Below are 22404 nucleotides of genomic sequence, written 5' to 3' on the forward strand. Positions count from 1 at the left end.
AAATTATAGCACAAAAATCCGCTATTGTTTCTTACCCGATAACATAGTTATCTCTTCCGTTTTGTTTAGCGACATACATGGCATTGTCAACTCTTTTGAATAGAGTCTCATCCGTATCGCCTTCATTGTAAACAGTCAGTCCAAAAGATGCACTGAGTCGTTTTATAGGACCGACTTGAATTTTTGCTATCGCTTTTTGCAGTTTTTTTGTAATTTTTTCAAGCGCATTAATATCTGCATAATTGGCAATAATAATGAACTCTTCACCGCCCCAACGGGAAACAAAATCATCTTCACGAATATTTTTCTTCAATACTTCTGCAAATTTTATAAGCACTTTATCACCCATTTTATGACCATAATTATCATTCACCAGTTTAAAGTGGTCAATATCTGCTAAAATCACTCCAAAGCCTTCTTCATATCGCTCTGCACTTTTAATCTTGTTTCGTATCACTTTCAAGTACTCATGTCGATTGTACAGACCTGTTAATGTATCGTGCGTTGAGAGATGTTCCAACTCCTCTGTCGTCTCTTTTACAAGATGCGTCAAAGCTTTTTTTATTGTATCGTATTCAGCGGTTTTACTCTCTTTGAAAACTTTTTTTTCACTCTTATTAGATTCAGAGATCATCATAAAGGTTGTCGTCACATTCAAGAGTTCTGCAACTTTATTTGACTGATAAAACTCTCCATAGGTAAAAAATCCGACAGCAGGAGCTAAAGATTCCAATAGATTCAGCTCATCCAAAAGCTTCTCTTGGAGCAAAGATTTTCTTGCAAGACAGGAATAAATATAGACGGCTTCACTTGGGTACTGTGATAAACTTTGAAAATACTCTTCTAAATTATCTGTCAGATCTTCAATATTTGCAAAACTAAAACGAACGATGTCGCCTTCTTCAAAGTTTCCCCCATAGAGCATTGCATCTTCTTGTACAACAGCGAGAGGGTCTCTTGCCACTTCAACCCCCTCTTTTTCTAAAATGAGAGGAAAATACATACACGACGTAGGCATACCTTCAATGATATCATCTCCCAAATACTTTCTATATACCTGTGTTACAGGTATGCCATCAAGCTCATACAAAATATTGCCGTCACATTTGGTAACGATCATCTCTTTGCCTATAGGCGTCCAATTGAGCAGGTAACTGCTGTTTACATAGAGCTCTTTGGCACTCAAACTTGCCAATACCAGACCATTGTCCGTGTACTCTTTTTCATTGAAAACATATGTTTTTATCTGTGCCTTGTCACCGGCCCGCCCACCTGCAATGACAACTTCTTCATCGATATTATGCAGTTCTTTAATATAATCTTCCGCATTGCTTTTAAGACCATCACTTAGGGCTATAATGGCTTTTGTATCTTTATCGTACAGCTCATTTTTAATATTTTCTATGGGGAAAATTTTTTCAACTTCATAAAGTCCGCTTTTCACACTTGTATGTTCAAAGAGACTGAATGAGACAACAATTTCTCCATCATACATCGCGCCCTCACAGATCTCTCCACTTGTTGTGGCCCCGATTATCTCGGCTTGAGGAAGGACTCTCTTTATATGGCGTGCGACCTCCATAAACTTTTCAGGTTCGCAGATACCACTGAAAATCTGCACAAAAACATTTGCAGACTTCTCTATAAGATTCTTTCTTATGAACTTCTCTAGCGCTTTTTGTGTCGTATATTTTAAATTATGAATTGTCATATGATAATCTTTATTATGGACTATAAACTATTATACTCCTCTTTTAAATTAAAATAACTTAAATTATCACAATTTCCATATAGAGAACTTTTTGTTCTTAATCTTTCCGTTTTTTAGATACTTGTATGCTTTTTCTACCACTTCACGCTCAATGGCAACATATGCCTGCCGCTCATAGATGTCTATCTTACCAATGCTCTTTCCTTGCAGCCCTGCTTCACCGGTAAGTGCACCCAGTATATCTCCTGCTCGCAGTTTATCTTTTTTACCGCCCTCGATGACAAGCGTAATAAATTCCGGTTTCATCTCAAAACCTTTGACATCTACTAAATCATTAGCATCCAAAAAGAGCCGTTTTTCTTCTGTTTTATAAGGCTCTACTTTTTCAAGCTCATACGCTTCATAAAGTGTTATGGCAATTCCTTTGGCACCCGCACGTCCTGTTCGCCCGATACGGTGTGTATAGGTCTCTTGTGTATGCGGCAGATCGAAATTGACAACCATTGCAAGCTCTTTGATATCCAATCCGCGCGCGGCTACATCAGTCGCTACAAGTATGGGAGTCGAGCCGTTTGCAAACTGCACAAGCACATCGTTACGCTCATACTGTTCTAAGTCTCCATGAATTGCCAAAGCATCAATCTTACGTGCAATGAGTCTCTCGGCAAGTTCTTTGGCTTCTATTTTTGTATTGGTAAAGATAATGATATTTTTTGGTTGTTCAAGTGAGAGCACTTTAATAAGGGCTTCCGTCTTGTCACTGCAGGCGTAGAATCGCTCTTCTATCTCATTTGGTTTTTCATCTGTTGTCGTCTGAACAACTACCGGCTCATGCAAGAGCTTATGCGCCACCTCCTTGACCTCTTCATCATAGGTTGCAGAAAAGAGCAGAGTTTGGCGCTCTTTTGGGACAAAAGAAAGCACCGATTCTATCTCTTCGATGAAGCCCATATCAAGCATTCTGTCTGCTTCATCCAAAACAAAAGTATTGAGATTACTCAGATCCAGACTCTCTTTGTTCAGGTGCTTTAATACACGTCCGGGTGTACCGACAATAATGTGTGCCTGATGCGAAAGTGAGCCGAGCTGTTTGCCAAAAGACTCTCCGCCCGTGAGCATCAAGATCTTGATATTGTGCTGAAATCGTGCAAGACGACGAAGCTCTTTTGCCACCTGATCGGCAAGTTCACGTGTGGGACAGAGCACAAGTGACTGCACACGAAACTTTTTGACATCGAGATTATGCAGCAGTCCTATGCCAAAAGCGGCCGTCTTGCCGCTGCCGGTCTTTGCCTCAGCCATAACATCTCTGCCTTCTAAAATAGCAGGCAGTGCTTCACTTTGAATCGGAGTCATCTGTTTATAGCCAATGGCATCTAGGTTTGCTAGCATCGCTTGCGTGAGGGGGAGTTTTGAAAAATTCATCTTTTCTCTTTTTTTAGACTTCTTGCTTAACTCTTATATGTCTCAGCAAAAGCAAGAGAATTTTAATCAAGGCAGATGTTCTCAAGCGTAGCCGTAGCTACGGTTGGGGTTATCTAACGCAGAGTAAAGTTCTCTTGCTTTTGCCCTATGGGAGAGCTGAAAAGTAGCAATCTTGCACAAAAAAATATTTTATCCTTAGCTACGGCTAGGCATAAAAATTTATTTTGCACAATCTTACCACTTTTTAGTTCTCTGAGGCTTATAGAAGTTATGCAAGAAGTCTATTTATTTTTAAAATTATACATCATTATAGAAGCGGCAATGGCAACATTGAAACTTTTAACACCCTCTTGCATCTCAATAGAGACGACTGCATCACATAAATCCAGAATATCCTTCTCAATTCCAAAACCTTCATGTCCCATAATAAGCGCCCATTTTCCTGCAGGCCTTACATCCGAAAGTAGCTGTGCATCTTCTGTGACCTCTGCTGCATAGATTGTATAACCCAAACTTTTTAAAGTTTTAATACTCTCTTTGATATCTTCATAGACATGAATTTTCAGCATTGAAGCATACCCCATGGATACTCGAAGTGCACGTCTGTTAAATGGATGCGGTGATGTTTTTCCAAGCATCAAAGAGTTCACGCCAAGAGCTGCCATACTTCTCGAAACTGCACCAACATTTTCGCTTGAAGTGATGTTATCAAGCAGTAAGATTGTCTCATCGAGCTCACACAGAGAAGAATCGTCGGGACGCTTTGCATGCATCATACAGTTGTGATGTATCTTATGCCCGACCACTTTACTTATCTCCGCTTTACTTGCCTCATAGACAAAAGGGATCTTGCGTGAGGCTATGAGTTCGTGATGCTCTGCAAAATACTCCTTCGTTGCCAAAATGCTGTAGATTTCTATATCACTCTGTTCTAAAATAAGGTTCACGACCTTTGGAGAGTCTGCAATGAAACTGCCGTCGCTGAGTATTCCTTTATCACGCTGTGCATGATAGACCTGCAGCCGCTTATCTTCTATATTTTCTATTTTTATAACCATAAACATATTATATATAATTATGCTAAAATGAGTACCATGAATATACTGCTAATGGAAGATGATCCGGTTCTATCGGATATTTTACTTGATTTTCTGCGTGAGGACTACAGTGTCGATTATGCCTTTAATGCTGAAGAGGTCTATAACCTGTTGGAGAAAAAAAGCTACGACCTTTTTATCTTTGACATCAATGTCACCGGACAAAACGGACTTGATCTCCTTCAAGAACTGCGCTCATTTTCCGACAGCACCCCTGCCATCTTCATAACAGCCTACAATGACACAAAACATCTTCAAAAAGCTTTCGATGCCGGTGCACATGACTACATAAAAAAACCTTTTGAACTTGAAGAGTTGAAAGTCCGCATAGAGAGCACAAAACGCCTTTTTCACATTGAAAGCACCCAGCTGGAGAGTATCAGCCAAGACATAAGCTTCAACCCACAGACAAAAGAGATACAGACGCCTACTAAAACCATCTCCCTTGGATCCAAAGACGCTCTGCTATTAAGTTATTTTTTAAAGAACAAAAACAGGCTCATCTCGAATGAAGAGCTCACCCAGAATATCTGGGACTTTGACTCCATACCGAGTGATGCAACACTGCGCTCACACATTAGAACACTGCGTGAGATCATCGGCAAAGAGAAGATAAAAACTATTCGCGGTGAAGGGTATCTCTATGAATAAGATAACGAAAAAATCCTTTTACTCTTTTTTGAGTCTCTATCTTGTGAGTTCGTTCATTTTCCTAACGCTTGCCGCTTACTGGTTCTACAGCTCCCAGGTTGCCATGGAAATGAATGCCAACTTTTACAAGATGAACCATATAGCTGACAAAGTAAGCGCTGAGATAATCCGCGCACAGATGCAGCATAAATCTTTTACATTGAAACCTCTCAAAGGAGCTGCAGTAGCTCTTTTTGACAAAAATAGAAAACTGCTTGACGGCATGATTGTCCAACCGATTGATTTTGCAAAAGATTATTATATGGAAAATAGTATCTTTACGCTTGTCTCACAAAGAACAGCGGGACATCTCGGTGTTCAATACGTTGTTGTTCAAAGTAATGAATGTACCAAAAACGTACAAAAGATAAAAAATAAGATCGCTTACGCCGTTATAATCACAGCCATACTCATCATACTCATAGCCATCTTTCTCTCCTACATCTTTTTAAAACCGATCAAAGAAAAAATGGAAGAGATAGAAAACTTTGTAAAGGACACCACCCATGAACTCAACACCCCTATCACAGCACTCATGATGAGCACCTCACGCATACGGAGCAAAAAAGAGTATGATGAGAAGATAGTCAAGAACATCTCCATCAGTACAAAACAGCTCTATGATATCTATGCATCATTGAGTTTTTTGAGTTTTGACGCCCAAAGTGAAGCACCGCAAAAACTTAGCTTTGATGTAGTCATCAAAGAAGACATCGCCTATTTTGAGGAGCTTTTAGAAAAGAAGAACATTAAAGTGACAGCAGACCTTGCCAAATGTGAGATCACGATCACTCCCACAAAAGCCAAAATGCTCATAAACAATCTGCTCAGTAATGCCATAAAATATTCAAAACCAAACACAACAATCACCATCACGACAACAGCAGACACTTTTACAATCAAAGACGAGGGGATAGGCATAGAAAAAGAGAAGCTCGATGTCATCTTTCAGCGTTTTGTGCGAGCCAATTCCTATGCCGGTGGATTTGGCGTCGGTCTCAATATCGTCGATGCCATTGCAAAAGAGTATGGCTACACCATCAACATAGTTTCACAAAAGAACAAAGGTACTGAAATCACTCTTCGTTTTCACTAGGATTTTCCAGTTTTGCCACCTCTTCGATAGAGCTCATAAGGATATCTTTGATCTTATTTGGTGCCAGACGATGTTTCATTTCAAAATCTACAATGGCATTGATGTCCATATGCTCCGTACTGCGCACGACTTTATATATCTCACCAAAGAGCCCTTTGTCGTGCAATAAGGCATTTTCAACATCTTCAGAGACATTGATATTTTTTAAAATCTCTTCAAGCGGCATCGAAAAAAGTGTATCCATAAGTGAAAGTACACCCACCATGTAAGCTTCACCAAGCATATTTGAACGGGCATCAGGACGAATCTCTTTAAGTATTCTCTCCATCAACTCCGTTCTATTCTTTACCATCAACATCAATGGTGATGTCTCAATTCCAGAAGCAACAGATTTGGAGTAAATCATCAGCATCAGCCATTTTGCAAGCTGAATTCTTCCAATGAGAACAATGACATGATGAATAGATGAGATCTTCTTTCTAAAAGAGAAGGCCGCAGAATTAATGAACTGCAGTAACTGTACGGTAATTTCAGGATTTTTCTCAAACTCATCAGCGGCTTCATCTATATTTCTGTCTTCCATCAGTATATTGTACAATCGTAAAACAGCCATGCGTGTAGGATTATACTCGGCATTTTCCATAATTTTTGGCTGTGCGAAATAGTAGCCTTCAAAAGCATCACATCCAAGTTTTTTTGCAAGTTCAAATGTTTCTTCATCTTCGATCTTGACACCAATGACTTTAATATCTTTTGCATGGAGTCTTTTTATATTCTGCTTTATTCCCTCATCATCTTTTACAAACACTTTAAAATATCCGATATAAGGTATCACTGGCAAATATTTTTCCAAAACATCATCATTGAGGTCAATATTGTCAATAGCAAGCAGATAACCTTTTGCATGCAGCTGTGCTATACGTTCAACAATACGTTCATTCATTGCAACAGAAGCAAAAATCGAAAAGATAAAAAACTCTTTGGGTATGGAAAAGATGATATCGTTGAGAAGTATTTTTTCATCTACTTTTACAAAAGCCCGTTTGTCACCCAAAATCTTCTTCGTGCCAAATTTATTAAGTACACTGCTTATCACTGAAGCACTTGCATGACGGTCATTGTCAAATTTGCTGCTTTGATCGGCATCTCTATACAGCACTTCATAAGCGCAAATATCAGAGTTTTTATCTAGAATCGGTTGTCTTGCTACGTAAACATGTTTCATTTGGTACATCCTGTAACAATATTATACAACAAATTTTATCTTTTATCTACACGAAACCATCCGGCAATGGAATAGCGATCTTTCTTCGCCGGCTCTACTGCGTGAGGGAACTCTTCACTCATAAAAACAACTAAAGTATTTGCGTGAGGAATAACTGTTTCTATCACATTATCGGCTTTATCGTAGATAAGCAGTTCCCCGCCATCCTCTTCACTCCAATCCTCATTGAGATATAAAACAGTCGTAACAACACGGTTTTTGAAATTTTTAAAAGCATCAAGGTGTTTCTCATAAAAGTTACCCTCTTTATAACGGGCGAAGTGAGCTTCATAATATGAAAGACCGAGATAAAGAGAACGATTTAGATACTCACGCAGACCATTTATAAAAGAGAGGTACTCACTCACGCAGCTGCCGTCTTCATCCAGCCATGCTATCTGATCGCGTCGTCGATTTTCATCAATATGTTTTTGATTCGATGCAGAGATGCCTGCTTGTTGAAAGTTCTGTGATTGTTTTGCGGTAGTAAGAAGTTCAGATATAAGGTATTTGGAAAGTGCGTCTTCTATGACGATATAGCCGTCTGTTATCAATGAAGATGTGATTTTTTCATAGAGTGTTTCATAATTCATAAAACAATTGTATCAAGAAGCATATCTCCAGTCAAGCTGAAGGTGCTCCTTAAAAAGAAAAAATTTAGATAGGTAAAACTCTGATATTTGGAGAGAGTTTCTCTTTGAGTGTTGACTCAATTGCATAGAGTGTGCCCGTAGCAGACGAAGCACAACCGTTACATGCACCCAAGTAGCGAATATAGATGTCGATGTAGTCATCATTTTTCTTGATGTCAATGATCTCCATATCCCCGCCGTCCATAACAAGGAACTGTCTTACATTTTCATCGATGATGGCATCAACCGCTTTGATCTGCTGTACAAGTGTCATATCTTCAAACTTCTCTTGTCCTGCCGCTGCTGCATCTGCCGCTGCTTTCATCTTCTCTTCGTCCATCTCTTTACGAGTCTGCGCTAAGATATCAACAAGATAGTATTCTCTGTCTTCATGACCACCCGGTTTGATACAAGACTTACAAAAACCACCTGCTTTTGTATAGTCTGTAATCTCTTCAACAGTTTTAAGGTCATTTAATTTAATGACTTCCTGAATTGTTCCAAGGGAAACACGCGCACATTCACATACGATGATATCTTCTTCAAAACTCTCTTCATCAACACCAAGATAAAGGGAAGCCGCCTTTTTGATTACATCATACGCCATAACAGAACAGTGCATCTTTTGCGGTGGAACTGCCGGAGTATCCGGATCGTCACGCAATGCTTTTTCAACATCGATATTTGTGATCTTGACCGCTTCTTGTACTTTTTTACCAATACAAAGCTCTGTCATTACATCACTTGATGCGATAGCCGTACCACAACCAAAAGATTTAAATTTAGAGTTTACGATTACATCTGTTTTTGGATCAACTTCCCAGTATAGTCTTACTGCATCTCCACAGCTCTCAGCTCCGAAATCTGCAACGATAAGCTTGTTACCATGCGCCTCAGCTTCCTCTGGAGTGATCTCCCCTTGATGCTGTGGATTGTTCATTAAAGTTGTTACTTTGTTTGAGTACGCATCCCAAAGTGATGCGCCGAGTAAATCGTCCTTAGCCATATATTATCCTTTAAATTTTTTCTTTTTTTAATGAGCCATATGGTGAGGAATATGACACTCACCAGCTTCTCCGCCCGGAGTCGGCTGTACTTTTGCAAATGAACTAGAGATCGCGCGTAGACGGGCAACCGCTTTTTTGAACTGCTCTATCGTATAGTCTATCTCTTCATCTGTCGTAAAACGAGAGAGTGAAAGACGAATTCCGGTGTGCGCAAGCTCGTTGTCCGCTCCGATTGCCAGCATAACCGTATTTGCTTCAAGGTCTTCCGATGCACAGGCACTTCCTGTTGAAGCACCGATCATTGCATTGTTAAGGTCCCAAAGCATACCTTCACCCTCAACCCCGCGGATTGAGATAAGAATGGTATTTGGAGTACGGTTCTCACGGCTTCCGACAACAAATGTATCGCTGAGCTCTAAAAGTGCATCTTCGAGTCTGTCGCGTTTCGCACGAATGCTCGCCATTTTCTCTTCCATGTTCGTCGTTGCAAGCTCGATCGCCTTTCCCATCCCTACAATGTAAGGAACATTGAGCGTACCTGAGCGGCGATGCCCCATCTGCTCACCACCGTGAAGCAGCGGAGAGAGCGGCTGTGAATTTTTGATGTAAAGTGCGCCTATCCCTTTTGGACCATGAAATTTATGTGCCGACATTGAAACAAAATCAACATGCACATCTTGAAGGTCTACTGGAATTTTTCCGACAGCCTGAACACCGTCTGAATGAAAAAGTACACCTTTTTCTTTACAAATCTCACCAATCTCTTTAATAGGAAAGATCATTCCTGTTTCATTACTTGCCCACATTACACTGACAAGTGCTGTTTTATCAGTGATGAAACTCTTAACAGTATGTGGCTCAACAATACCCTGATCATTTACAGGGAGGTATGTTACTTTAACACCCTGCTCTTCAAGCCATCTACAAGCAGAGAGCACAGACGGGTGTTCAACCTCTGTTGTGATGATATGGTCTTTATCTCCACCGACGATCAAATCGTTAAATACAGACTTGAGTACCCAGTTGTTTGACTCTGTAGCACACGATGTAAAGATGATATCATCATCGTCACTTGCATTGAGTGCCGTATAGACTTGATCAATCGCTTTTTTTAGGTATGGGTGTGTTGCCGTACCGAACTTATGCAGTGAACTCGGATTTCCGTAAAGTTCGCTGAAAAACGGCTGCATTGCTTCTACTACCTGTGGATCACACATCGTAGTAGCATTGTTATCTAAATAAACTTGCATATTCATTTACCTCTTTATAGGGTTCAATTTTTAAATGAGACAATTTTTGTCTTCTTTTACTTTTGACATGATAATAGCTTTGTCATTATGATTTGCTTAAGCCAAACTGAGTTTATATCCTATTTAAGAATTCAGACATGAAAAATGCAGTTTTTTAAAAGAATGCTTATGCTATAATCGCGAAATTATTTATACTATTAAGAGGTTCATCATTATGGCTCAAACTATAACTGAAAAAATATTCTCCGAGCATGTCGGCAAAAAAGTATATGCAGGCGAAATCGTTCGTTCACCGATTGATATGGTTATCGGTAATGACATTACAACACCTATCTCCATCAAAGCATTTGAAGAGAGCGGTGCAGAGAAGCTTGCAAATCCTGACGGATTTTCTATCGTACTCGATCACTTCATTCCTGCAAAAGACATCGCTTCTGCAAATCAGGCAAGAATTTCAAGAGATTTTGCAAAAAAACACAATCTCAAAAATTTCTTCGATGAAAAAGATATGGGAATCGAGCATGCACTGCTTCCTGAAAAAGGACTCGTCGTTCCTGGTGATGTCATCATCGGTGCAGACTCTCACACATGTACACACGGTGCACTTGGAGCCTTTTCAACAGGTATGGGTTCTACCGACCTTGCATTTGCCATGATCACAGGCGGCAACTGGTTTAAAGTGCCTGAGTCTATTAAAGTCGTACTTTCTGGAAGACCCGGAAAATATACAACAGGAAAAGATATCATCCTTGAAATCATCCGCATGATCGGTGTAGACGGTGCACTTTATAAAACTTTGGAGTTCACAGGAAGCACAATCGAGCACTTAAGCATGGATGACAGATTTTCTATGTGTAATATGGCCATTGAAGCGGGTGCGAAAAGCGGTATCGTAGCTGTTGATGATATCACTCGTGAATTCCTCTCAGACAAAGAGCTTGCACGTGAGCCAAAAGAGCACTACTCTGACGCAGATGCCTCTTATTCACAGATACTGGAGATAGATGTTGCCAACCTTGATCCGGTTATTGCCTATCCGTTCTTGCCGTCAAACGGTCACTCTGTTGTTCAGGCAGTGGCTGACAAGATAAAAGTGGACCAGGCTTTCATCGGGAGCTGTACAAATGGCCGTTTAGCTGACTTGAAAGTAGCGGCAGAGATTTTAAAAGGCAAGAAAGTACACCCAGATGTTCGACTTATCGTAACACCGGGAACACAAAAGATCCTGCGTGAGGCAAATCATCTAGGCTACATCGACATCATCGTTGATGCCGGCGGTGTTGTCAGCAACCCGACCTGTGGTGCTTGTCTTGGCGGTTACATGGGAATCTTGGGAGACGGAGAAGTTGCCATCTCTACAACGAACAGAAACTTTGTAGGCCGCATGGGCTCACGCAGTTCAAAAGTCTACCTGGCAAACTCAGCTGTTGCAGCCATCTCTGCAATCACAGGATATATCACAGATCCTAGATAAGAGTGAGCCTTTGCTCATTCTTTTATGATACAATCTCATTATCACTTTTTAAGGACATTTATATGAAACGTTTACTTTTACTTCCCGCACTCCTTTTAGGAACTGCTTCTTTTGCATCAGATGCAAAATATGAAATCTCACCAATGATCGGTTATGACATGGTTGAGGGAAATGTCGGCATTAAAGGCGATGATCACTTTTTAGGCGGCTTAGAACTGCAATACAACTACAAAGACTCAAAGATAGCACCTGAGATCTCTGTGCTTTACTCTCCAAATGCAGATTACGATGGCAGCGGAGATACATCTATTACACGTACACTCTTAAACGGTGTCTACTCATTTGACAAAATCGGTGATATCACACCTTTTGCAAAAGCCGGTCTCGGTTATGAATTTGTCGGTACAGAAGTTAAAAACTACAATGAAGACGGTCTTGTTCTTGATGCAGGTGCCGGAGTGAAAGTTCCTTTTGCAAAATCATGGGCATTTAAAGCCGAAGCGCTGTACTTGGCAAAAGTAAGCAGTGCACATAATGACAATGCTGACAACAACCTCATTGCAATGGTCGGCCTTACATACTCTTTTGGAGCCAAAGCAGAGGAAGCACCGAAGGAAGAGCCAAAAGTTCAAGAAGTTGTAGAAGAAGTTGCTGTTGTCGCAGTAGTTGCTCCTGAAGTTGACAGCGACGGTGACGGTATTTATGACAAACTTGACAAATGCCCAAATACTCCGGCAAACACAACTGTAAATGCAGAGGGATGCCCTGTTTCTATGGATGATGACCATGACGGTGTTCTCAATGCAGACGATATCTGTCCAAATACTCCGGCAGGTGAAGCAGTTAACTCTGATGGTTGTCCTGCGACAGTTGCGCTCAATATCAACTTTGAGAATAATTCTGCTGCAATAAAAGCAGATTCCAATGCACGTCTTGACAAATATGCAGATTTTCTTAAAAAACACACAAACTACTCTGCAAAAATCGTCGGTTACACAGACAGCAGAGGAAGTGAAAGCTACAACAAAAAACTTTCACAAAGAAGAGCTACTGCAGTCATGAGAGCACTTGTTGCACGTGGTGTTAATCCTGAGCAACTCAGTGCTGTAGGAATGGGTGAAGCAAATCCTGTAGCAGACAATTCGACAGCAGAAGGTCGTGCACAAAACAGACGTATAGAAGCGGAACTTACAAGAAAATAATTATGTTCGACATCCCCTGCGTCATCTTTGCAGGTGGCAAAAGTTCGCGAATGGGAGAGGACAAAGCGCTTCTCCCTTTTGCTTCTTACAAAACACTCACCGAATATCAATACACCAGACTCTCCAAGTTCTTTACAAATGTTTATATCTCTTGTAAAAACAGCAAAAATTTTGACTTTAGCGCTCAATTCATTGAAGATAATAAAGCGGTGAAACTCTTTGCACCGACAGCCGGTTTTTTAGCAGCGTTTAAAACCTTGAACACAGATGCCTTTTTCGCTCTCAGCGTTGATGCTCCTTTTGTCGATGAAATAATTATCTCCAAACTAATTCACGCGGATGATCCGGCCGTCGATGCGACGATTGCCAGAACACCAGAAGGGCTGCAACCACTTTGCGGTATTTATCACAGAAGTCTCGAAAATGAGTTTCAAAAAATGCTTGAAGAAGAGAACCACAAGCTTGGATATCTTCTCAAAAATGCACATACCAATACCATCACATTTCATGACACAACACCTTTTTTAAATATGAACCATCCCGATGATTACAAAAAAGCACTCCAGCTCCTAAAAACTTCAAATTATTAACACCTCTTTGCTATAATAGTAAAAAAGCAAAAAGATTTACATATGAACTTAACACATTTAGATGAAAACCAAAGACCGAAGATGGTCGATGTGAGTGATAAAAATGCCACAACAAGGGTTGCTGTTGCCAGCGGTATTATAGAGATGAGTCAAGATGCCTATAATGCGATTGTCAGCGAAAAGACAAAAAAAGGGCCGGTTCTTCAGACTGCCGTTATAGCAGCCATTATGGGAACAAAGCAGACAAGCACACTCATTCCGATGTGCCATCCGCTGAATCTCTCAGGCATCAACTGTGATGTCGAAGAGCTACCCGAACTGCCAGGATTCAAACTGACAGTAACTGCAAAACTGACAGGACAGACAGGTGTGGAGATGGAAGCACTCACCGGTACATCTATAGGGCTGCTTACGATCTACGATATGGTAAAAGCAATAGATAAAGGGATGATTATCCGTAACGTTCAGCTTGAAAGTAAATCAGGAGGCAAAAGTGGAGACTTTAAACGATAAACTCGCAGGGAAAAAACTGGAACTCGAATATCCGTGCAACTGGTGCTATAAAGTCATTGCAAGTGAAAAAGAGACGCTTGAAAAAGCGGTCAAAGATGTTATTGAGGAACGAGAGCATAAGCTGACAACGTCCAATACATCAAAAGGCGGAAAATATGTCAGTATGAATCTTGATCTGCTTGTGCATAACGAGGATGACAGACAGTTCATCTATGATGCCCTCAAACGTCATCAAGATATAAAAATGGTACTTTAAGGAGTAAACGATGCAAAAAGAAGAACTACAGAAAAAACTGCAAGAAGCCTATAACAAAAGATATAAAACGATTGAAAAAAGAGTCAGCAGCGCACTACATGATGCACAATTAGATGAAGAGAATCTCTCGCTTGAAGAGATCAAAACGATTGCAAATCTTTTTATAGAAAAAGAGACTCAGCAGCTTGAAGATGATGTTGAGAAACTCCTTGAACAAAAAGAGGCGATTGAGCGGGCATTAGAGAAAAAATCAGAAGAGCTGCAAGAGAAGAAATATGAAGTCTTTCATGCACTTGAAGAAGAGTTCGCAGCCGATAAAACAGTATTGGTCAAACTGCATCAGATTAAACTACAATCAATTGATCTCTACGATATCCTCTCTGAAATGGTAGAATCTGCCATCATTACCGCACTTGAAAAAGACAGTGATGGCGATATTACAGAACCGACAAAAGAAGTCATCAAAGAGATCACCTTCGAGTCCATTAAAGAAGGTTCTCTCAATACCATACGTGTCAGAAAAATTCTATCGACTATTTTAGCTACAGCCATTGAAGTAGCCGAAGCGACACCAAACAGAGCCGAAGAGATTCTCAGCGCGACGCTCAAAGGAATGCGTTCCGGACTTATTCAATCCATAGACAGATTTAAAAAACGTCTTGCTTATATGCCGGTTGAAGCAAAACATATCCTTATCGAGGATTATGATACCATCATAGAAGATCTCAATCAAACCGATACACTCTTCTCTCAAGTCGTTGTCACGCAGGCGAGTGAAAGCTCACAAATGATCAGAAAGATCCTCATCGATCTTAACAGTGCGATGCAGTATGATCTTGAAGAGCTTGTGCATATATCCAAAGAGACGGCTGAGGTGATGAAGGAGCGTTTCTCATCTCTTGCAAAAATGGCTGTCAAAAAAGCGGATTCCGCACTCAAGTCACCAAAGGCAAAAGAGGCAAAACGCATGGGCATTCAAGCCTTTTCTGTCGCTAAAGAGGCTTTAGGCCAGGCGATTAAGTCTGCAAAAGATGCCATAGATAAAAAGTAGCTTAAAATAATAAATTATAATATATAACTAAAAAGTGATAATTATATTTGTATTATAATTTATTACAAATTCTCGAGTATATTCAAAGGATACACATATGATGTTACACCCAGCTACCGCTCACTTTGCCATGGTTCTTCCAGTCGTCGCTTCTGTTTTTGGAGTGATCTATCTTTTTATAAAAACGGAAGGTATGTCAAAAATATCTTCACGCGCAACACTTATCGCTGCACTTGCAGTCATAGGTGTTTGGTATACCGGAAACCAGGCCGGTCCTCAGATCTTTGAATTTTTAAGTCCTGATGGAAAACATGAACTGTTGGAACACAAAGCACTTGGGCTCTATCTTGCAATTGCAATGGCCGTTATCGCACTTATTAAAATTGCCGGCTGCAAAATGAAAAAGTTTGGCATCGAAGCACTTGCCATTATTCTTTTACTTGGTGCCACAGGAACTATTTTTCTTCAAGGAAAACATGGTGGAGAGATCGTATATAATTACGGAATGCCTTTTAAAGCATATATGATGCAGAGTACACTGAACGAAGCTGCCGCAACTGCTGAAGATACAGATGATGATTCGGAAAAAGTAGAAGCTTATGAAGATGCCATCGATGAGATCAACTCAATCTCTGAAGAAGTAGATGCAGTTTATGGGAACAAGCCTGCTGAAGATAATGAAGGCGAAGACGAGTAATAGCTCATGAGTAAAAACAGCAATATAGATACAGTAGCACAAGAAGCTATGAAAAAAGCACTTGAAGCGTACAAAAAAGACAAAAATTCTGTAAAAGAATTTTATCCATGCAGTCAAGAGATTTCAACTTGGCTACAAACAAAAGCAAAATGATGAATATTTTATGCACAGACACATTTGAAAATCAACTCAAAACACTTCTTGAAGAGTTTGTAGATGAAGATCTTTCAGCATGCAAAAACTTTAAGATGTATCTTGATACTATTATTTTAAATATGCCTACAAAAGTTCAAAAGTTCAAAAAATCCATCTATTTCGATGATGACAATATCAAAGACATTGAACACCAAGGATTGATAATTCCTTTCTACATTGACGAAGACAATGAAAACTATCTCATCTTAGGTATCGTAAAAAAATAAGTTTTTCTCATACTAAATAACTTAAAATTATCATAAAGATTACCATGGGAAATATTTATATTTTTTATATGTTTCCATGGTTACCAATTGAAACATGCGCTTCTATTTATTTCCTCAATATCACATTTTTATCTCATAATTTTGTATAATAAAGTTTGCTATATATTTATGGTTAAACAAAAGACGGCATAATGCCGAAGTAATCAATTCTTTGTAGTGACTTTTTACAAAGAACTAGTAATATAACTATGACAAACAATCTTAATAAGGAGAAATTGTGGATATTAAAAAATCTCAACAAGACTTAGGCTCTTTGAACGAAAAGAGTACAAGTACTGACAGAAGAGACTTTTTAGCAAAATCAGCAGCACTCTCAGTGACTGCTCTTGCTGGAACAGCTCTTCTATCATCAAACGCACAAGCAGATGATCCGGCTATTGTCGAACCAACTACTTGGGGAACAAAATGGGGTGATCCTGTAACAAAAAATCTTTACGGAATGCCTTCAAAATATGAGCATAACGTAACAAGAAGATATACAAAACTTCTTGCTTCTGGAAACTACAGAGCTTCTATCGCAGTTACTCCTATTCAAGAATCAATGGGAATCATCACGCCAAACGGTCTTTTCTTTAGCCGTTGTCACGGTGGTGTTGCTCATATTGATCCAAATGAGCACAGACTGATGATCACCGGCTTGGTAGAAAAACCTCTTGTTCTTACTATGAAAGAACTTAAGCGCTACCCAAGTGTTACACGCACACACTTTATCGAGTGTCCTGCAAATGGTGGTCAAGAGTGGAGAGGTCCTCAATACAACTCAGTGCAATTTGCAAAAGGTTTTATGTCTTGTGCAGAATGGACAGGGGTATATGTTAAAGATATCCTTGCAGACTTAGGTGTAAAACCGGATGCAAGATGGATGCTTGCAGAAGGTGGAGATTCATCTAAAATGGGAAGAACTATTCCTATGGAAAAAGTCCTTGATGATGCAATGATCGTTTGGGGACAAAATGGTGAAGCACTTCGTCCTGAGCAGGGTTATCCTATCCGTCTACTTGTTCCGGGATGGGAAGGAAACCTTTGTGTTAAATGGCTCCGCCGTTTAGATTTCGCAAGTGAACCTTGGTACTGTAAAGAAGAGACTTCTAAATATACGGTCTTAAAGCCTACCGGAAAAGCTATCCAGCACTTCTATGCGAATGAAGTAAACTCAACTGTTACTTCTCCATCTCCAGAAATTGACTGGTCTGATTTAAAAGACGGTGATACTGTAGAGATAGAAGGTCTTGCATGGTCAGGCATGGGAACTATCACGGGTGTTGATATCTCATTTGACGGTGGTAGAAACTACGTTCAAGCTGAACTCAAAGGCTTAGTGCTTCCAAAATGCTGGACACGCTGGAGCTATGTTCATACATACAAAAAAGGTGAAGAACTTCTTCTTACATCTCGTGCTATGGATGATGCAGGCTACATTCAACCTACAATCGATCAAGAAGAGCTTGTAGTTGGTGTAGAGGCAGTTTACCACAGAAATGCGGTTGAGACTTGGAAAGTTGAAAAAGACGGAAAAATAACTCACGTAGAAGTACGCTCTCAATTGGATCGTAAACCAAACGGCGAGCTATTTGTTGAAGGGAAGGCGTAATAATGTTTAAATTAAATAAAAAACTATTAGTATCAATCTCTGCAGCTGCAGCCCTTTCATTAGGACTCTCTGCATGTATGGACAATGCTTCACCTGCAGGTGCAAGTACACCTACAAAAGTTGGCATTGACGGTGGTCTTACATATCCGGTTGTCAATGGGAAAACAGGTCCTTACCATGTAAATGAAAAAGCACATAGCGGTGCTATCAAATTCGGTCGCAAACCGACAGAAAAAGAGTATGAAGAGTGGAATTCAGACGTAATGGCTGACGGTACTGGCTTACCAGAAGGTGAAGGTACGGCAGAAGAAGGTTCTGATATCTATGATGAAAAATGTGTTATGTGTCACGGTGACTTTGGTTCAGGTGGCGGTGGTTATCCATCACTTGCAAAAGGAAATGCTTATGAATTGCATGAAACACTGAAAAACCAAAGAATCAAACCAGATACTGATGGTCCGGTTCGTGTATTTGGTACATACTGGCCACAAGCAAGCACTTTATGGTGGTATATCAAAGATGCTATGCCTCATCCAATGACTGATTCACTTACAGATAATGAAGTTTATGCTCTTGTTGCATACATTTTAAATACAAATGAGATGGAAATCGATGGTCAAGAAGTAGATGACGAGTATGTACTCAATCGTGAGAAATTCTTGAAGATCAAAATGCCAAACAGAGATGGTTTTGAACCAAAAATTGAAGGACCGCAAGGACCGGAAAATGTTCGTAAGTTCTTCGCAAACCCTAAAAATTTCGGTGCTCAAAAAGTAAAACCGAGTGAGCGTTGTATGCATAACTGTCAAGAGCCAACTGCAAAAGTGGTTTACATTCAAAATGGCGGTATCAAAGACTTCCATCCACCACTAAGCGACGTGCGTGATCTTCCAAAAGAAGAAAATAAAGGTTTCGATGCTGCAAAATCATATGAAGCAAACTGTGCAATGTGTCATGGTGCAGAAGGCATGGGTGCTCCTGTCCTTGGAGACAAAGCGGCATGGTCAGCTGTTTTAACTAAAGGAAAAGCTAAAGTTTACTCTAATGGTATTCATGGTATAAATGGTATGCCTCCAAAAGGTGGTGCAAGTTTATCAGATAATGATTTCAAATCTGTTGTTGATTATATTATCAACAAAAGCAAATAAACTCAAACAAAGGAAAAATAATGGAAAGAAGACAATTTTTAAGTATGACTTTAGGTGCTGTAGCTTTAGCTGCAGTTCCGGCAAGCGTAAGAGCGGAAGATTTCAGAAAATCAAAGCCAACTGTATGGACAGCAAAAACTGTTGATGATGCTATCAAAGCTATGTATGGTTCAACTGCATTGACAATGGAAGGTGTTAAACTAAAAGCACCTGATGTTGCAAGTAACGGTGGAGCAATTCCTGTTGATTTTTCAACTGACAAAGATATTACATCTATCGCTGTTTTCCAAGATGCCAACCCAGAAGCAGCTGTAATGGTTGCAGAGTCAACTAAATATAGTGTAAACAAATACTCTATCAAAATCAAAATGGCTAAATCTGGTACTATTACTGTTGTTGCTCAAGGTAAAGACGGTAAGCTTTATGCTGCTAAGAAAACTTTAGATGTTGCTCTTGGTGGATGTGAAGGTTAATCCTTTTCACTTTAAAAATAAAAATAAATATTAAGGAAATAAAATGGCTGGAATTAAAGCAAAAGCAAAATTAAAAAATGGTTCAGTTTCTGTTAAAGCAATGATCAAACACCCTATGATGACATACAACATGGCTGAGAAAAAAACAGGAAGCAGAGATAATGCAAACTTCATTACACACTTAACTGCGACACTTAATGGTGAAGTAGTAGCAGATATGTCAACTTCACAGTTCTTATCTAAAAACCCTATCTTCAAATTCCAATTTAAAGGAATCGGAGCAAAAGGCGATAAAGTAGAGCTAGTAGCAGTTGACCTTAAAGGAAAAACGTACAAAGGTAAAGCTAAAATTAAATAATCTTTGATTTTACCTCTCTAAAGAGGCACTATATACTGCCTCTTTATGCTCTCTTTTTGAAACTTCAAAAATTACATAATAGTATTTCTCTAACACTCTTTTTTCAAATTCTATAAATCATATATAAGATAGTAGATTTTGTAAAAAAAGTATTACAATATAAAACAAATGGATGATATATGCAAGGAAAAGTAGTAAAAATTTTTATTACAAAAGATGATGAAAACAAAACACGTTTAACACCCCAAGAGATTCAAGTAGATCCTGAAGGCATCATAGGTGATAAATTTTACGCAAAAGACAATCAACGGGCTATTTTAATCACTGCAACAGACAGCTACAAACTTACACAGGAAAATAATATTAACTTAGAGACCGGCTCTTTAGGGGAGAACCTTCTTATTGACATAAATCCCTATCATCTCACTCCAGGATCACGTTTTATAGTTGGTGATACAACTCTTGAAATCACACAAAACTGTACACTTTGCAAAGGTCTTTCGACACTTAACGCTCAACTGCCTAAACTTCTTAAAAATGACAGAGGTATTTTTGCAAAGGTTGTCTCCGGTTCTTCAATTATAAAGATTGGTGATACTGTAGAAATCTAGTTTCATTAATATTAATTATAGATAATTGATGTTACAGTATAGCGATTATTTTAATTGAAGGATGAAAAGTGACAAAAGTATTCACACAGTTCACTAGTATACTCGCTATACTTCTAATATTTGTGACGCTAAGCAACGCCAAAACTGTACAGGACGTACAGGTCTTTACGACAGAAAACAAAGATCATAAAGTTACACCCAAGTCAATAGAAGCCGCTTTTGAAGCTGTAGGACTTAGTATAGCCGGAAACAATGACATGAATATCCCTTTCTCAAAGAGATTTGGAAAACTTCATTATAAAATCTATAATCTTGCTATGTTCAGTAATGATGAGCTGACATTCAAACTAATAAAAAAATACCCTGGGTTCGGTGCATTAACACCCCTTACAATGTCAATCTGGGAAGATACAGATGGCAGCATAAACATCTCTACGCTCAATTTTAACGGCATGGCACGAGCAACACAGATTCCTTCTAACGACCCAGATTTAAGATCCTATGCAGCACTTGTTCATAAAGCTCTGAGAAAAGCAATGCCGCAAGGTCACTTCAAAAAACTTTTTTTCAAACCGACACATCAAGGAAAACCTCTACAGGTCAATTTTACAGCTGATGTAGAGCTCGAAGATGATACAACGATAGATGACTTTATTGATGATTTTGAAGCCGAATTTGAGGGAGAGATGGAACCTTTAGGCTTTTTATTCCCAAACTATACAAACCTGCAGGAAGAACTTTTTGAAGATAATGACTATGATGCATATGACTTCTACCATACATATTCCATCTGTAAATTTGATGTGATATATCCTGTATCAAAATTTCATCCTGAAGCAGGAGCATGGGCACCATGTTCATTTTACATATATAAGAAAAAAGGTGAAAATAAAATGCATATGGGATTTTTAGGTGTTGAGAACTGGATTACAACACTTGATATTCATGATAGAGCATCCATCAACGCGCTTAAAGAAGCGCAAGGAATGATTAAAAAAATACTCCAAGAGCAGACAGACTAAAAGTCGTCGTTTTCAAAGGCTCCTGCTGATTCTCTTTCAAATTTTTCATCTTCCTCTTTTTGAAGCTGTGCTTTTGTCAGTACGGCTTCATGTAGAAACTGCCCAAAAAATGTTTTTGATTCCGTTTTTGCAAGAAAGAGATAAATACCTGCAAAAAGAGCAACAGCAGTTACAATAGCGATCGTGGCCTGTATAGGATTGAATCTTTGAATAGGCTCTTTGACACGCATTTCACAGACACCGCCAGGACAATGCTCTGGATTTTTTCTAGTGATCCACTTGTAAATCATACACCCTACACACACACCAAATGCTGTCTCTAAAAACATTAACGTCAGACAAAGGACACACAGCATAACTTTGTAAAAAGTAATATCCCAATGCAGTACGAACCAATTCATCATAAACCATGAAATAAACCAGCCAAGCGACCAAGCAAAGCGTTTTTGCAGGCCACCGACATACTCCGGTTTTTGATTGCGAACGATATATTTTCCAAGTAGCAATGAAGGAGAATAAGTAGGGCTCAGCGTTCTTGCAAAAAAATCGATAAATAAAAATGCCAAATAAACACGTGCAACGATAATATGGTTATAACCGATTCCAACAAAGATAACAATCATCCCAAGTGCAAAAAGAATTCCTGCTGCCGCTCTGGCCTCCCTTTCATTGATGACCGTGACATCATACCCTGGAACTTTTTCTCCATATTCCCATAAAAAACTTTGAAGATTCAAAGCAACTCCTTATTTTTAATGAATGAT

25 protein-coding genes are annotated in these 22404 nt (G+C 39.3%); 17 read left to right on the forward strand and 8 right to left on the reverse strand.

Translation table 11 applies throughout. The features are described 5' to 3' along the window. Positions 1-31: 31 nt before the first annotated feature. From FM071_RS09995 to FM071_RS10005, 3 genes are all read right to left on the reverse strand, one after another. Positions 32-1711, reverse strand: coding sequence for a sensor domain-containing diguanylate cyclase (locus FM071_RS09995; RefSeq protein ID WP_193110848.1), 1680 nt, complete (start codon positions 1709-1711; stop codon positions 32-34). A gap of 66 nt (positions 1712-1777) precedes the next feature. Then, complete coding sequence (dbpA, locus tag FM071_RS10000; protein WP_193110849.1) at positions 1778-3136, reverse strand: ATP-dependent RNA helicase DbpA; 1359 nt, start codon at positions 3134-3136, stop codon at positions 1778-1780. A gap of 281 nt (positions 3137-3417) precedes the next feature. After that, entirely contained in the window at positions 3418-4194 is a 777-nt protein-coding gene (locus tag FM071_RS10005; protein WP_193110850.1) for a TrmH family RNA methyltransferase, read from the reverse strand. Positions 4195-4230: 36 nt separating this feature from the next. On the opposite strand from FM071_RS10005, the gene FM071_RS10010 reads away from it, so the two are divergent. Continuing rightward, positions 4231-4884, forward strand: coding sequence for a response regulator transcription factor (locus tag FM071_RS10010; RefSeq protein WP_193110851.1), 654 nt, complete (start codon positions 4231-4233; stop codon positions 4882-4884). Next, entirely contained in the window at positions 4877-6019 is a 1143-nt protein-coding gene (locus FM071_RS10015) for a sensor histidine kinase (RefSeq protein WP_193110852.1), read from the forward strand. The genes FM071_RS10010 and FM071_RS10015 overlap by 8 nt, the downstream gene beginning before the upstream one ends. Here FM071_RS10015 and FM071_RS10020 read toward each other — a convergent pair. The 4 genes from FM071_RS10020 to FM071_RS10035 all read right to left on the reverse strand — a co-directional run bounded on the left by FM071_RS10020 (position 6000) and on the right by FM071_RS10035 (position 10172). Beyond that, entirely contained in the window at positions 6000-7244 is a 1245-nt protein-coding gene (locus FM071_RS10020) for an EAL and HDOD domain-containing protein (protein ID WP_193110853.1), read from the reverse strand. The two genes, FM071_RS10015 and FM071_RS10020, sit on opposite strands and share 20 nt — an antisense overlap. A gap of 35 nt (positions 7245-7279) precedes the next feature. Next, entirely contained in the window at positions 7280-7876 is a 597-nt protein-coding gene (locus FM071_RS10025; RefSeq protein WP_193110854.1) for a 2OG-Fe(II) oxygenase, read from the reverse strand. A gap of 64 nt (positions 7877-7940) precedes the next feature. Next, positions 7941-8921 carry an iron-sulfur cluster assembly scaffold protein gene (locus tag FM071_RS10030; protein WP_193110855.1) on the reverse strand — a complete coding sequence of 327 codons (981 nt, stop codon included), beginning with the start codon at positions 8919-8921 and terminating at the stop codon, positions 7941-7943. Between the two features lie 27 nt (positions 8922-8948). Continuing rightward, positions 8949-10172 (reverse strand): NifS family cysteine desulfurase, encoded by a 1224-nt coding sequence (locus FM071_RS10035; RefSeq protein ID WP_193112079.1) that lies wholly within the window; start codon positions 10170-10172, stop codon positions 8949-8951. Positions 10173-10386: 214 nt separating this feature from the next. Between FM071_RS10035 and FM071_RS10040 the strand changes: the two genes are divergently transcribed. The 15 genes from FM071_RS10040 (at position 10387) to FM071_RS10110 (ending at position 21640) form a co-directional block, all read left to right on the forward strand. Next, on the forward strand, positions 10387-11646 hold the full coding sequence (locus FM071_RS10040; RefSeq protein ID WP_193110856.1) for a 3-isopropylmalate dehydratase large subunit: 1260 nt from the start codon (positions 10387-10389) through the stop codon (positions 11644-11646). A 62-nt stretch (positions 11647-11708) separates the two neighbouring features. Beyond that, the gene (locus tag FM071_RS10045; RefSeq protein ID WP_193110857.1) at positions 11709-12848 is read left to right on the forward strand and encodes an OmpA family protein; all 1140 of its coding nucleotides are present in this window, start codon (positions 11709-11711) and stop codon (positions 12846-12848) included. 2 nt (positions 12849-12850) lie between these two features. Continuing rightward, a complete protein-coding gene (gene mobA / locus FM071_RS10050) occupies positions 12851-13438 on the forward strand; it encodes a molybdenum cofactor guanylyltransferase MobA (protein ID WP_193110858.1) in 588 nt (195 codons plus the stop codon). A 42-nt stretch (positions 13439-13480) separates the two neighbouring features. Beyond that, positions 13481-13951: a cyclic pyranopterin monophosphate synthase MoaC gene (gene moaC, locus FM071_RS10055; protein ID WP_193110859.1), complete on the forward strand. Its 471-nt coding sequence runs from the start codon at positions 13481-13483 to the stop codon at positions 13949-13951. Continuing rightward, complete coding sequence (locus FM071_RS10060; RefSeq protein ID WP_193110860.1) at positions 13932-14207, forward strand: HP0495 family protein; 276 nt, start codon at positions 13932-13934, stop codon at positions 14205-14207. The genes moaC and FM071_RS10060 overlap by 20 nt, the downstream gene beginning before the upstream one ends. A gap of 10 nt (positions 14208-14217) precedes the next feature. Next, complete coding sequence (locus FM071_RS10065; protein ID WP_193110861.1) at positions 14218-15258, forward strand: DUF6781 family protein; 1041 nt, start codon at positions 14218-14220, stop codon at positions 15256-15258. Between the two features lie 97 nt (positions 15259-15355). Further along, positions 15356-15955: a DUF2231 domain-containing protein gene (locus FM071_RS10070; protein ID WP_193110862.1), complete on the forward strand. Its 600-nt coding sequence runs from the start codon at positions 15356-15358 to the stop codon at positions 15953-15955. A gap of 6 nt (positions 15956-15961) precedes the next feature. After that, positions 15962-16108: a hypothetical protein gene (locus FM071_RS10075; protein ID WP_193110863.1), complete on the forward strand. Its 147-nt coding sequence runs from the start codon at positions 15962-15964 to the stop codon at positions 16106-16108. Next, complete coding sequence (locus FM071_RS10080; RefSeq protein ID WP_193110864.1) at positions 16108-16377, forward strand: hypothetical protein; 270 nt, start codon at positions 16108-16110, stop codon at positions 16375-16377. The genes FM071_RS10075 and FM071_RS10080 overlap by 1 nt, the downstream gene beginning before the upstream one ends. 277 nt (positions 16378-16654) lie before the next feature. Further along, on the forward strand, positions 16655-18028 hold the full coding sequence (gene soxC / locus FM071_RS10085) for a sulfite dehydrogenase (protein ID WP_193110865.1): 1374 nt from the start codon (positions 16655-16657) through the stop codon (positions 18026-18028). A gap of 2 nt (positions 18029-18030) precedes the next feature. Next, positions 18031-19176, forward strand: coding sequence for a c-type cytochrome (locus FM071_RS10090; protein ID WP_193110866.1), 1146 nt, complete (start codon positions 18031-18033; stop codon positions 19174-19176). 20 nt (positions 19177-19196) lie between these two features. Then, entirely contained in the window at positions 19197-19649 is a 453-nt protein-coding gene (locus FM071_RS10095) for a thiosulfate oxidation carrier protein SoxY (RefSeq protein WP_193110867.1), read from the forward strand. Between the two features lie 43 nt (positions 19650-19692). Then, positions 19693-20007 (forward strand): thiosulfate oxidation carrier complex protein SoxZ, encoded by a 315-nt coding sequence (soxZ, locus tag FM071_RS10100; protein WP_193110868.1) that lies wholly within the window; start codon positions 19693-19695, stop codon positions 20005-20007. A 179-nt stretch (positions 20008-20186) separates the two neighbouring features. Beyond that, positions 20187-20618 (forward strand): MOSC domain-containing protein, encoded by a 432-nt coding sequence (locus tag FM071_RS10105; protein WP_193110869.1) that lies wholly within the window; start codon positions 20187-20189, stop codon positions 20616-20618. A 122-nt stretch (positions 20619-20740) separates the two neighbouring features. Continuing rightward, entirely contained in the window at positions 20741-21640 is a 900-nt protein-coding gene (locus FM071_RS10110) for a DUF302 domain-containing protein (protein ID WP_193110870.1), read from the forward strand. On the opposite strand, the gene FM071_RS10115 is transcribed toward FM071_RS10110, so the two are convergent. After that, entirely contained in the window at positions 21637-22377 is a 741-nt protein-coding gene (locus FM071_RS10115; RefSeq protein WP_193110871.1) for a DUF4395 domain-containing protein, read from the reverse strand. The genes FM071_RS10110 and FM071_RS10115 overlap by 4 nt on opposite strands. Between the last annotated feature and the right edge of the window lie 27 nt (positions 22378-22404).

It is taken from the genome of Sulfurimonas paralvinellae (assembly GCF_014905135.1).
GTDB classification, from domain to species: domain Bacteria; phylum Campylobacterota; class Campylobacteria; order Campylobacterales; family Sulfurimonadaceae; genus Sulfurimonas; species Sulfurimonas paralvinellae.